At 65.4% G+C, this 12036-nt stretch carries 9 protein-coding genes; 2 read left to right on the top strand and 7 right to left on the bottom strand.

Annotation, left to right across the window (positions count from 1 at the left end; all coding sequences use genetic code 11):
* The first annotated feature begins 136 nt into the window (after positions 1 to 136).
* Positions 137 to 817 carry a sugar transferase gene (locus E2K76_RS05400; RefSeq protein WP_136683250.1) on the top strand — a complete coding sequence of 227 codons (681 nt, stop codon included), beginning with the start codon at positions 137 to 139 and terminating at the stop codon, positions 815 to 817.
* Here the strand turns inward: E2K76_RS05400 and E2K76_RS05395 are convergent.
* The 6 genes from E2K76_RS05395 to E2K76_RS05370 are packed head-to-tail and all read right to left on the bottom strand — an operon-like array spanning position 814 to position 7207.
* The gene (locus E2K76_RS05395; protein WP_394343926.1) at positions 814 to 1896 is read right to left on the bottom strand and encodes a flagellar basal body P-ring protein FlgI; all 1083 of its coding nucleotides are present in this window, start codon (positions 1894 to 1896) and stop codon (positions 814 to 816) included. The two genes, E2K76_RS05400 and E2K76_RS05395, sit on opposite strands and share 4 nt — an antisense overlap.
* Entirely contained in the window at positions 1896 to 2885 is a 990-nt protein-coding gene (locus E2K76_RS05390; RefSeq protein ID WP_136683248.1) for a flagellin, read from the bottom strand. The genes E2K76_RS05395 and E2K76_RS05390 overlap by 1 nt, the downstream gene beginning before the upstream one ends.
* 2 nt (positions 2886 to 2887) lie before the next feature.
* A complete protein-coding gene (flgK, locus tag E2K76_RS05385; protein WP_136683247.1) occupies positions 2888 to 4174 on the bottom strand; it encodes a flagellar hook-associated protein FlgK in 1287 nt (428 codons plus the stop codon).
* A 10-nt stretch (positions 4175 to 4184) separates the two neighbouring features.
* The gene (locus E2K76_RS05380) at positions 4185 to 5462 is read right to left on the bottom strand and encodes a flagellar hook protein FlgE (RefSeq protein WP_136683246.1); all 1278 of its coding nucleotides are present in this window, start codon (positions 5460 to 5462) and stop codon (positions 4185 to 4187) included.
* A gap of 58 nt (positions 5463 to 5520) precedes the next feature.
* Positions 5521 to 6345 carry a flagellar motor protein MotB gene (locus tag E2K76_RS05375; RefSeq protein ID WP_136683245.1) on the bottom strand — a complete coding sequence of 275 codons (825 nt, stop codon included), beginning with the start codon at positions 6343 to 6345 and terminating at the stop codon, positions 5521 to 5523.
* Between the two features lie 52 nt (positions 6346 to 6397).
* Positions 6398 to 7207 carry a hypothetical protein gene (locus tag E2K76_RS05370; RefSeq protein ID WP_136683244.1) on the bottom strand — a complete coding sequence of 270 codons (810 nt, stop codon included), beginning with the start codon at positions 7205 to 7207 and terminating at the stop codon, positions 6398 to 6400.
* 97 nt (positions 7208 to 7304) lie between these two features.
* Here E2K76_RS05370 and E2K76_RS05365 point away from each other — a divergent pair, with 97 nt between their 5' ends.
* A complete protein-coding gene (locus E2K76_RS05365; protein ID WP_246032899.1) occupies positions 7305 to 8966 on the top strand; it encodes a glycosyltransferase family 2 protein in 1662 nt (553 codons plus the stop codon).
* Here E2K76_RS05365 and E2K76_RS05360 read toward each other — a convergent pair.
* Positions 8959 to 12033, bottom strand: coding sequence for an efflux RND transporter permease subunit (locus tag E2K76_RS05360; protein WP_136683243.1), 3075 nt, complete (start codon positions 12031 to 12033; stop codon positions 8959 to 8961). The two genes, E2K76_RS05365 and E2K76_RS05360, sit on opposite strands and share 8 nt — an antisense overlap.
* Positions 12034 to 12036 lie beyond the last annotated feature (3 nt).

The following is a 12036-nucleotide window of genomic DNA, read 5'->3' as shown; positions in this document are numbered from 1 at the left end:
GAACCGTTGCTGGGGGCACTCTTCGCGAGTGCAAAATGTTACGATTTTTAAGAGTTGATGACGCGGCTGCAGGGCGTTTGCCCATGGCCGGAGACGGCAGACCGGGCCCTTCATCCAGTATTGTGGAGATGATTTCATGACCCTCAACTACCCGCAATTCGAAGCGGACGGCGCGATCCATGAAACCACGGCTGCACCGATCCCCCGCAAGGGAGTCTATCGCATGATCGTCAAACGACTGTTGGACGTCGCCCTGATCGTGCTTTCGGCACCGTTCGTGTTGCCGGTCGTGCTTCTGCTGGCCTTCGCGGTCAGCCGGGATGGGGGCAGCGCCTTCTACACGCAAGAACGCATCGGTCGCGGCGGTCGGATCTTCCGCATGTGGAAGCTGCGCAGCATGGTCCCGAATGCCGACGATCATCTGGAACGTCACCTTGCCGCGAATCCCGAGGCGCGGGCCGAGTGGAACTCCACCCAGAAGCTGCGCAACGATCCCCGGATCACGCCGCTTGGCCGTCTGCTGCGGAAAACCTCGCTGGACGAGCTGCCGCAGCTTTGGAACGTGTTCATCGGGCAGATGAGCCTTGTCGGCCCCCGCCCGATGATGGTGTCGCAAAAGAGCATGTATCCGGGCAAGGCCTATTACCTGATGCGTCCGGGCGTGACGGGCCTGTGGCAGACCGCCGGGCGTCACAAGACGACCTTTGCGGCCCGCGCGGATTTCGACACGCAATATGCACGCGAGTTGTCCTTCGCGAACGACCTGCGCATCCTTTGGCGCACCGTTGCCGTCGTGCTGCGCGGCACCGGCTGTTAACGCACCATGAAATCGGCATGCAGCGCGCCTGCCGCGTTGATGCTTTTCAGAATGTCGATCATGTCATAGGGCGCGACGCCCAGCGCGTTCAGCCCCGCGACGACCTGGCTGAGGTTGGTGCCGCCCGCCACCTCGGCCAGACCGATCCCCTGCTCCTGTTCGATCGCGGCATTGGTGCGCGGCAGAACGATGGTTTCGCCCGGCGAAAACGGGTTGGGCTGCACCGCGACAGGCGACTCCTCGATCCTCAGCGTCAGGTTGCCCTGCGAGACGGCAACGCGGCTGATCCGGACATCCTCGCCCATGACGATGGTGCCGGATCGCTGATCGACCACGACCCTCGCCCTCGTCTCTGGCTCCACCGTAAGGTTTTCGACCTGTGCCAGCACATGCGCCGGTGATCCGGACAGGCGCAACTGCACCGTGCCCGCATCCATCATCGCCGCCGTTCCCCGACCCATCTCGCGGTTGATGGCGGTTTCGATCCGCGCCGCCGTGGTAAAGTCCGGGTTGCGCAGTGCCAGCCGCAGGGATTCGAGCGAGGTGAAATCGAACTCCACCTCCCGCTCCACCCGCGCGCCTGCGGGGATGGTCCCGGATGTCGGCACCCCCTGCACCACGCGCGCCGCGTCCCCCTCTGCCGAAATGCCGCCTGCGATGATCGTCCCCTGCGCCACGGCATAGATCGCGCCGTCGGCGCCGTTCAGCGGCGTCATCACCAGCGTCCCGCCGAGCAGGCTTTTCGCGTCGCCGATGGCGGAAATCGTCACGTCGATCCTGCTGCCCGCCCGCGCGAAAGGCGGAAGCGAGGCCGTCACGAACACCGCCGCCACGTTGCGGGGCCGAAAATCCTCGCCCGCGACGTTCACGCCCAGCCGTTCCAGCAGGTTTGACATGATTTCCTCGGTGAAGGGCGCGTTCCGCAGCCCGTCCCCCGTGCCGTTCAGGCCGACGACAAGGCCGTAACCGACCAGATCGTTGCCGCGCACGCCGTCGAATTCCACCAGATCCTTGATCCGGATCGGCTCTGCCGCGACCGGGAGCGCCAAGAGCAGCAGGGCGAAGACCGCGCGCAGCATCACAGGAAATCCACCAGCGAAAGCTTCGACAGCCGCGCCGTCACCGCGTGCAACGTCTCGATCTGTGTGCTGACAGCTTCGAACCGGACCGCCGTTTCATAGGGATCGACGGCCACCATGCCATTGCGCGCGATACCGAGGGCCGAGCGTTCCGCCTCGTTGCGCGTCTGGACCTGCGCGATCCGCGCCTCGGCTGCGCCGACGCGGGTCTGGAGATCGATACGCGCGTCTTTCCCGGCGATCAGCGCCGCGCCCACCCGCTCTCCCAAAGCCGACCGGGCTTTTCCGTCCAACGCACCGCGATCCAAGAGCGCCCCCATCGACAGCGCCTTGAGCGTATCGCGGATCGCCGGGTCCATCGGGGTCACGTCGACTGCGACGCTTTCGCCGGTGCCGATCGCGGATGGGGCGCGAGCACCCTCGCCCCGCCAAGCGACGGTGGCATAGCCCGCCGGATCGTCGAACCAGGCCGACACCGCAGCCTCGAACTCCGCCGCCGTTGCCGCGCCTGCCGTCGCCGCCTCCAGCGCCGCAAGGATCGTATCCGCATCCGCCAGCGCCGGCCCCGTCGCCGCGCCCGAGAAAAGCTGCTGCCCGCCGACATCGCTGTTCAAAAGCCCGATGGCCGACCGAAACCTTTGACCAGCATCGGCGGCGGCCCCGTTCAGCCCCGCCGCCGTTCCCGACATCGCAGGGTCGGAAAACAGCGTGGCCAGATCGTCCGACATTTCCGTCAGCGCGGAAAGCACGCTTTGCGCCCCCTCGGCCCGCATCGCGGCGGATGTCAGCGCGCCCTTGTAAGCCTCCAGCCGCGACAGCGAGGCGTCGATCGCCCCGATCCCGCTGAACGCGCCCCGCAGATGTTTGCCGGTATCCGCGACAAGGCCGGTGGTCATCTCCGAACCTAGGCGCTGCTGCTCGGCCTTCAGCGCCCCGCCCTGCCGGCGAAGCGCGAAACTTTGAGCCATGTCTCCAAGCGAAATCGTCATTCTCAGATCCTCAGCAAGGCTTGCATCATCGCGTCCACGGTCTGGATGACCTTGGCATTCGCAGCATAGGCCTGTTCGATCAGCAGCAGCTTCTGCATTTCGGTATCGGTATCGACGCCGCCCTGAAGCTCTGCCACGCGCAGGGTTTCGGCGCGCGCAGTGGAGAAGGCGGCTGCGCTTTCGGCCGCAACGCGCTTGGCGGAAACGCCGGACAGAACCTCGGTCGCGGCGCCCGAAAGCACGGCCATCGCGGACAGCATCCCGTTCAGACGCGACGCATCGCCGCCCGCCCCCGGCGCGGCGGAATCCAGACCGTCGCGCAGTCGCCACGGCTCGGCGGCGGCTTCGCCGGTGAACAGGCCCGTCCCCGCGAAGCGGGCGCGAAGATCGGCACCGAAAGTGTCCAGCGCCGCCTGCGCATCGGGCGCGAGCCTGTCACGGATGGCAAACCGGGCTGCCAGATCGCCGCCGCCCGCGCCACCCGGCCCCGAAAGCGGCAAAGCTTGCCCATTCAACGTCAGGCCGGACAGCGCGCCGCTTTCGACGCTCATCCCCGGCACGATCACCCCCGCCTTCTGGAACCCAAGGACCGCCGCCTTGCCGTCCAGCAGCATCGCTCCGTCCTTGGTCATCAGCGCGATCTGCCCGTTGCCCCGGTCGATCTCGCGCAGTGGCACATGCGCGGCGATGCGGTCCACCGTCTGCTGCCGCTGATCCAGAAGCGCGCCGACGTCCCGGCCCTGACTGCCATCGACCGCGATACGGGCGTTCAGATCCTCAAGCTGTTTCAATGCGGTGTTGATCTCGTCCACCGCCGACGCGATGCCGGTTTCAGCATCCTGCCGGACGCCCTGAATCTGATCCGTGATCCCGCGGATATGCCCCGTCAGCGATTGGCCAGCCGACACCACCGCCGACAGCCGAGCGTCCGACTGCGGCTGCGAGGCGGCGTCGATCAGCGCCGTCTCCAGCCCGGAAACCATCCCGCCAAGCGAACCCGCCCCGGCCGTCCCGATCGCCTTTTCGATCTTGGACAGGAACGCCGCGACGCTGCCATCCGCCGCCGCAACGGCATCGGCGATCCGCCGGTCCCCGATCAGCGCGCGGTCGGCAAAGCGGGTGACGCCGGTGACCTGCACCCCGCCCGTCATGCGCGACGACAGCGCCAGTTCGCGCAGACCGTAACCCTCGGTCAGTGCATTGGCCACGTTCTGCGACGTCATCTCGGCCGATCGGGACGATACGGTCAGGCCCGAACGGGCGATGGAAAGGGCAGCGGTCAGCGACATGGATCAGCCCCTAGCGTTTGAGGTTGGTGGTTTCCTGCAGCATCTGGTCCACCGTCTGAATGATCTTGGCGTTGGACGAATAGGCGTGCTGCGTCTGGATCAGATGCGTCAGTTCCTGCGCGACATCGGTGGCCGATTCCTCGCGCATGTAACCTTGGGTCGTGCCCGTCGGCCCCTCGCCCGCCGTCCAAAGATAGAAGTTCCCGGCGTCGGGCGTGATGCGATAGGTCTGCCCTTCCATCGAGTGCAGCCCGTTCGGGTTGGTCACATCAACCACCGGCACCTGATAGATCACGCGCGAGAAGCCTTGGTCATACAGCGCGTGCACCATCCCCTTTTCGTCGATCTCGACCGAGACGAGGCTGCCGACAGCCGATCCGTTCTTGGTCACGATGGTCGGGGCATAGGTGTCGGACAGTTGCGTCATGCCGTTGGTCGCGCCCGGCTTTCCGATCTCGAACGAGACGGGGCCGTCGGACAGGCCAAGCACCATCTTGCCCGTCGCCGGGTCATAGGCGCCGCCCGAAACGGTCGTGACGCTGGCCAGCGTCCCGCCGCCGACCTGGCTTTCGTCGAAGGTCAGCACATACTCGCCAACCTCGGCCCCCGTTGCGCCGTCGGTGACCGTCATCGTCCATTCGTTCGACCCGCCGGCCGCCGGGACCGTCGGCGTGAAGGTCATCGTCAACTTTTGCGATGTGCCGAGGTTGTCGAAATATTCCATCGTCTGGCTGATGGGCGCGCCGTCCGCCCCCGCCACAGTGCCCGTCGCAGGCAGGTTCACCGCCATCTTCATCGCCGTCGTCGGGTTCGACACGAATTGGTTGCCGTTCACCGTCACCGGCTGAAGCGCCGCCAGCGAATCGCGCGCCATCGCCGGGATCGTCCCGTCGGGGTTCGCGGGCCAGCCCAGCAGGGTCAGGCCCGAATCCGTGGTCAGGATGCCATTCTCGTCCGCGCGGAACGATCCGGTCGTGGTCAGAAGCGTATCGCCCCCCGTCGTCTGCACGGGCAGGAACCCGCGCCCGTTGATCGCGATGTCGGTGGCGTTGGTGGTCCCGATCAGCGCGCCGCGTTCGTCGATCAGCCGCATGGTGCTGGTGCGCACCCCCCCGGCGGAATAGCTGCCCGAGTTGTTCCCCGCGTTCACCATCTGGAAGAAATCCGCCTCGGCCCGCTTGTAGCCATAGGTGCCCGAATTCGCGATGTTGTCCGAGATGCTGGCCAGCCGCGCCGCATTGGCGTTCAGCCCCGCCACGCCGGCGTTCAGCGATGATGATATCGTCATGGGAATCGCACCTTTCTGCTGCTTGCCCCGACATTCGGCGGGCGGGCTTAATTTTGACCTAACGGTCGCGGCGAAGCAGGATCACCTTGATCCGGTTGTTGCGGATCGCCATCGGATTGGCCGTCACGGGCTTGCGGTCGGCATGCCCGGTCACGCGCTTCATCCGCGCAGGGTCCAGACCCGACGCGTCCAGCACCTGCCGCATCGCCTGCGCCCGCGCGGCCGACAAATCCCAGACCGGGTTGCGGATCATCATCATGGGATAGGCGCGCACATGCCCCGACACCGCCAGATCGTTGGTGGTGACCGGCAGCGTATCGGCCAGCAGCCGCGCGATGTCGCGCAGGACGGGGCGCGGCTCTGCCGTGTCGGCGTGGAACAGTGGCACGCCCTCCAGATCGAAGATCTCGATCACCAACCCTTCATCCGTGACCTTGGTGACGACGTGGCGCAGCGCCTGCTCCATCGTCATGCTCTCGCCGCCCCGCGCGCGCAGCATGTCCTCCAGCGCGGCGCGTTCCTGCTCGCCACTGCCGGTATCGCCGCGGCCCGCATCGCCGCGTGCCTGCTCCACCTCGGTTGGCATGACGCGGGATGCCCCGGCCCCGCTTTGCGCCATGGTGTCTTCGGAAAACACCGAATCGCCGCCGAACACATCGGCCCCGCCGCCCGAGATCCGGTTGATCGGGATCGTCGGGCTGAAGTAATCCGCCAGCCCCTTGCGCTGTTTTTCCGTGGTGGCGTTCAGCAGCCACATCAGCATGAAGAACGCCATCATCGCCGTCACGAAGTCGGCATAGGCGACCTTCCACGCGCCGCCGTGATGGCCACCGCCGCCCACGACCTTCTTGCGCTTGATGATGATCGGGCGGTTGGCCTTCATCGCGGATCTCCCTCTTGCCGGGGCATCTGACCCCGGCAAGGTGAAGATCGGCTTAATCCTCCAGCGCGCCCGCGGGATCGACCCCGATCTCCGCACACATCCGCGCGGCATATGACCCGGCCAGTGGCACATTCCGGCGCCACCACGGGCGCGTGCCATTGGTGTAAAGGTGGACCGAAAGCGTCGCGTCGGTGAAATGCCCTTCCACCCGGCCATGCGGGTCGAAGAACACGTCGTTCAGCTGGAACGGCACCGGATAGAGCACGTCCGGCGTCAGCGCCTTCTCATAGTCCCCGGTCTGTTGCGCGAACCACGTGAACGCCTGGGGCCCGAAGGCCGTCCGTTCCGCATTATAGATCCGCACAGACTGCGGCAGCGAGGTGTCCTGCTTGTCCAGCTTCTTGCGTTGCTGCTTGTTGAACCAGCCCGGCGCATCCGGCAGGTTCTCGTAGTAATCCAGCAGCCGGTCCATCAACTCGCCCTGCTGCGGGATATAGACGACCCCGCAATTCAGCGCGCCGCGAAAGCCGTGACCGGCAAAGATGTTGTCCATCTCGTCCGGGAACGGCTTGTAGCAGAAGGCGTCGCAGTCGATCCAGACCGCGTTCGTCTTTTGGATCATCTTGTAACGGAAGACGTTCGACAGGAAGCTGGCGCTGGTCTGCCCGACCACGCCCATGTCGATCTCCATGATCTCGGACGCGGGGCGGACGGTAACGCCCTCGGGCACGTTCGACACTTGATGCGTGCAATACAGCGTCGTCGGATGCCCGTGGCGGATATGCGACAGCAGGCAAAGCTGGTTCAGATATTGCAGCTTCTCGCCGATCCAGAGCGAGGCGACGGGGCGGCGGGTGGTCATGCGGAACCTATGTCTATCGGCGGTTGCACCGACCCTGCCGCATACGCTTCACTCTGTCCAGCGGCGGTGGTAGCTTCCGGCGGAACAAGGGTGACCCATGACGAAAGTTCCGCTGCCCCAAGGTCTTGCCAAGCGCGTCAGCCCGCATGGCCGCATCACCGCCGTGTCGATGATGAAGGACGAAGGCCCCTTCGTGCTGGAATGGGTTGCGCATCATCTGGCGGTCGGGTTCACCGATCTTGTCGTCTATACCAACGACTGTTCCGACGGCACCGACACGATGCTGATGCGGCTTGAGGCGATGGGACTGGCGCATCACCGCGTCAACACCATCCCCGAAGGACTGCGCCCCCAGCCCTCCGCCCTGAACCACGCGCAGGAGGAACCCGTCGTGGGGGACTCCGATTGGGTGATGGTCTTCGACGCGGACGAGTTCCTGTCGATCCGCCACGGCGACGGTACGCTGGACCCGATGATTTCGGACGCCAAGGCCCAAGGCGCGAACGGCATCGTCATCACTTGGCGCATCTTCGGCTCGGGTGGGGTGCAGCACTGGTCGCGCGATCCGGTGACGGAACAATACCTGATGGCCGCGCCGCCCGACTGGAACAAGGGCTGGGGCGTCAAGACGCTGTTCCAGTTCGACCCCGAATATTGGAAGCTGGGCATCCACCGCCCCAAGATGAAGTCGAAATGGCTGGAGACCGAGTTCCCCGAAACCGTCAAATGGCTGAACGGATCGGGGCGCGAGATGGAAAGCTATTTCAAGTTCCGCGGCTGGCGGTCGATCACCCGTACGATCGGCTATGACTGGGCGCAGTTGAACCACTATGCGGTGAAATCCATCGACAGCTACGCCATCCGCAAGTTCCGCGGCAACGTGAACAACAAGAAGGACAAATACAACGCCGACTACTGGTCACTTCAGGACCGGAACGAGGTGCGCGACGATACGATGCTGCGCTACAGCGCCGAGCGGAAGCGCATCTTCGACCTGCTGCTGACCGACCCCGAATTGAACCGTTTGCACTTCGCAGCCGTGGACCGCGCCGAGGCGCGGCTGGCCGAGTTCAAGGGCACGCCTGCCTATGACGAACTTGTGGCGGGGCTTCTGACCGCGTCGCAGGTGCCGATCAGCGCGGTCGAGGCAAAGCCCCCGCAGGCGCGCGATCCCGAAAAGATCGCCGCGCTGATGAGCCGGGTGGAAAAGGACAGTAACGCCAAGGCCAAGGCCGAACGGGAAAAGGCCCCCGCCGCGCCCGCGCCCCCCGCCTATGTCCACGGCATCGACCTGACAGACCCCGCCGATGTCCAGTGGTTCGCCAGCCACGGGATCGAGGTTCCCGCCGACCCCCGCGCCTTTACCGCGACGGGGCTGGAGCTGGTCACCACCGGCAAGCTGGAGCGCAACCTTGCCCGCAACCTGCCGCGCCTGATCACCGAAGGGCAGCGGCATATGGAGATCGGCGGCGTCGGTTTCATGCCCGCCCGCATCTTCCGCGAATGCCCGCACCTGTCGCAAATGGTGGTGGAACCCGACCCTTCGCGTGCCGCCTTCATCCGCCGCATCTGGGCGCGGAACGGCATCGAGGAAAGCGAACGGCTGACCCTGACCGATGCCCCGCTGGCCGAGGCCATCGCCGCCTTCCGCCCGGATTCGATCCTGATCACCGACCCGGATGGCCCCATCGCCCAGCTTCACGCGGCGCTGGCCGGGACCGGGCTGCACCCCAAGGTCTTCCACCACGGGGTCAGCTGAACATCCGCTCCTGATCCTTGTGCTTCATCGCATGGCGCGCATCGGATTCCGCGATGAAGGTATAGAACATCGGCACGACGAACAGCGTGAACACCGTGCCGATCAGCAGCCCGGTGAAGATCACCATCCCCATTGCCTGACGCGCCGCCGCCCCCGCGCCTTCGGCAATCAGCAGCGGCACCACCGCCAGCGCCATCGCCGCCGTGGTCATCAGGATCGGGCGCAGCCGCACCTTGGCCGCCGCCACGATCGCCTGCCTGCGCGACATGCCATGTTCGTCCCGCTGCTGGTTGGCGAATTCCACCATAAGAATGCCGTGCTTGGTGATCAGCCCGATCAGCGTGATCAGCCCCACCTGCGTATAGATGTTCAGCGTGCCGACCCCGAAGAACAGCGGCAGCACCGCGCCGAAGATCGACAGCGGCACCGACATCATGATGATGAACGGATCGCGGAAGCTTTCGAACTGCGCGGCCAGCACCAGATAGATGACCAGAACCGCCGCCCCGAAGGCCAGCAGGATCGTGTTGCCCTGTGACACTTCCAGCCGCGACTGGCCGGAATAATCGATGAAGAACCCCTCCTCCATCTTGTCGCGGGTGATCCGCTCCAATTCGGCCAGCGCGTCGCCCGTGGATGTTCCGATGGCCGGAAGCGCGGTCAGCGTCGCGGCGTTCAGCTGGTTGAACTGTTCGATCGATGCCGGCGACGCCTCGGTCCGCACCTGCGTGACCGAGGACAGCGGCACCATTTCCCCGGTCGAGGCGCGGACGAAGAATTTGGTCAGATCCTCGGGGTTGGCGCGGAATTCGCGCGGCACCTGCGTGATGACGTCATAGCTGTCGGATTCCAGATCGAACTCGGCCACCGAAGCGCCGCCGACCAGAACGCCAAGCGTGGTGCCGATATCTGACACCGGCACGTTCAGCGCCGCCGCCCGGTCGCGGTCGATGGTCACGCGCACCTGCGGCGCATCGAAGGACAGCGAGTTCTGCACGATGATGAACCGCCCCGAAGCCATCGCCTCGTCCACGATGGCGTCCGACACCTCGACCACCCGCTCGGGCGAATGGATGGATTGCAGCACCAGCGACACCGGCAGACCGCCCCCCGTCCCCGGCAGCGTCGGCGGCGCGAAGACGAAGGCCTGCATCCCGTTGCCTGCGTCCAGCTTGCCTTGGATCTCCTGCTGGATTTCGGCTTGGCTGCGGTCGCGGTCGGCCCAGTCCTTCAACGCCCAGATATAGAAGCCAGAACTTTCCTGCCCCCCGAACCCCGCCAGCGAAAACTCGGTCCGCACTTCTGGGATGCCGGATGTGTTCTTGGAAATGTCGTCGGTATAGAGTTTCGTATAGGCCTTGGTCGCGTATCGCGGCCCCTCGATCAGCGAGAACAGCGCGCCCTGATCTTCCTCGGGGGCGAGTTCCGTCGTGGTGTTGACGAACATGAACGCCGTCACCCCCATCAGCGCCGCGACCATGATCGCCGTCACCGGGCGATAGTCCAACGACGACGCGACCCGCCGCTCATACCAGTCCGACACGCGGTCCGAGGTGCGGTCCACGATCCGCTGGAACCGGCTGGTAGTGTCATGCTTCAGCAGCCGCGCGGCCATCGCGGGCGTGATGGTCAGCGCCACGATGCCCGAGATGATGACCGACCCCGCCAGCGTCAGCGCGAATTCGGCGAACAGCGCCCCGGTCAGCCCGCCGGTGAAGGCCAGCGGTGACAGCACCGCCGCCAGCGTGATCGTCATGGCGATGACTGGGCCGGTGATCTCCTTCATCCCTTGGATCGCAGCGCGGGCGGGCTTCATCCCGTCCTCGATATGGCGGTGGATGTTTTCGACCACCACGATGGCGTCATCCACCACCAGCCCGATGGCCAGCACCATCGCCAGCAGCGTCAGAAGGTTCAGCGAATAGCCCAAGGCCAGCATGATCGCGCAGACGCCGACCAGCGACAGCGGGATCGTCGCAATCGGCATCAGCACCGAGCGGAACGAGCCAAGGAACAACAGGATCACCACCACCACGATCACGATCGCCTCGGCGATGGTCTTGAACACCTCGTAGATGGAGGCGCTGATCGTCTCGGTCGAATCGTAGACCATGGTGATGGTCATGCCCTCGGGCAGCGTCGCCTCGATGGCCGGGAGTTCGGCCAGAACGGCGGCGGACACGTCCAGCGGGTTCGCGGCAGGCGTCTGCGTCAGGCCGATGAAGGTGCCCGGCTCGCCGTTGAAGGTCACGATCTCGTCCGGCGTCTCGGATGCCAGTTCCACCCGCGCGACGTCGTGCAGGCGGACCACGCCGCCAGCATCTGTGACCACCAGCGGCAACATCCCGAACGCCTCGGCGGTTTGCAGCGTCGATTCCAGCGTGATGGGATAGGTGACGTATTCCCCTTCGGTCTTGCCCGGCGCGGACAGGAAGTTGGACGCATTGATCGCGGCCAGTATCTCGTTCGCGGTGACGCCGCGCGCGGCCAGCTTGTCGGGGTCGATCCAGACGCGCATCGCATAGTTGGCCGCGCCAAGGATCTGCATCTCGGCCACGCCCTGAATCGTGGACACGCGCGGGCGCACCACACGTTCCAGATATTCCGTCAGCTGTTCCTGCGTCATGTTGGGGTTCTGCACCGCCAGATACATGAGCGCGAAATCGTCGCCCGTGCCCTTCACGATCACCGGATCGTCGGATTCGTCGGGCAGATCGCCGCGCACCTGCTGCACCTTGGACAGAACCTCGGCCAGCGCGGTGTCGGGGTTCGCGCCCAGTTCCATCTGCACCGTCACGACCGAGGCCGAAGGCCGCGACTGGCTGGTGACGTAGTCGATATTTTCGGTCGTGGCCACGGCGCGGGCGATGGGCGCGGTGATGAAGCCTTGGATCAGGTCGGGCGCCGCACCGGGATAGGTGGTGGTGATGGTGATCGCCGTCTCCTCCACCTCGGGGTACTGGCGCACGGGCATGTTCAGCACCGACGCGATGCCAAGGAACAGGATCATGGCCGCCAGCACCGTGGACAGCACCGGGCGGCGGATGAAGATTTCCGAGAAATTCATCGC

This window comes from Falsirhodobacter xinxiangensis (assembly GCF_004959935.1).
Classification (GTDB): Bacteria; Pseudomonadota; Alphaproteobacteria; order Rhodobacterales; family Rhodobacteraceae; genus Falsirhodobacter; species Falsirhodobacter xinxiangensis.
This window is presented reverse-complemented; position numbering and strand designations above follow the sequence as displayed.

Excerpts from the sequence above, each read along its gene's own strand:
- E2K76_RS05400 (WP_136683250.1), top strand. The coding sequence starts at position 137 with ATGACCCTCAACTACCCGCAATTCGAAGCGGACGGCGCGATCCATGAA.
- E2K76_RS05395 (WP_394343926.1), bottom strand. The coding sequence starts at position 1,896 with ATGCTGCGCGCGGTCTTCGCCCTGCTGCTCTTGGCGCTCCCGGTCGCG.
- E2K76_RS05390 (WP_136683248.1), bottom strand. The coding sequence starts at position 2,885 with ATGACGATTTCGCTTGGAGACATGGCTCAAAGTTTCGCGCTTCGCCGG.
- flgK (WP_136683247.1), bottom strand. The coding sequence starts at position 4,174 with ATGTCGCTGACCGCTGCCCTTTCCATCGCCCGTTCGGGCCTGACCGTA.
- E2K76_RS05380 (WP_136683246.1), bottom strand. The coding sequence starts at position 5,462 with ATGACGATATCATCATCGCTGAACGCCGGCGTGGCGGGGCTGAACGCC.
- E2K76_RS05375 (WP_136683245.1), bottom strand. The coding sequence starts at position 6,345 with ATGAAGGCCAACCGCCCGATCATCATCAAGCGCAAGAAGGTCGTGGGC.
- E2K76_RS05370 (WP_136683244.1), bottom strand. The coding sequence starts at position 7,207 with ATGACCACCCGCCGCCCCGTCGCCTCGCTCTGGATCGGCGAGAAGCTG.
- E2K76_RS05365 (WP_246032899.1), top strand. The coding sequence starts at position 7,305 with ATGACGAAAGTTCCGCTGCCCCAAGGTCTTGCCAAGCGCGTCAGCCCG.
- E2K76_RS05360 (WP_136683243.1), bottom strand. The coding sequence starts at position 12,033 with ATGAATTTCTCGGAAATCTTCATCCGCCGCCCGGTGCTGTCCACGGTG.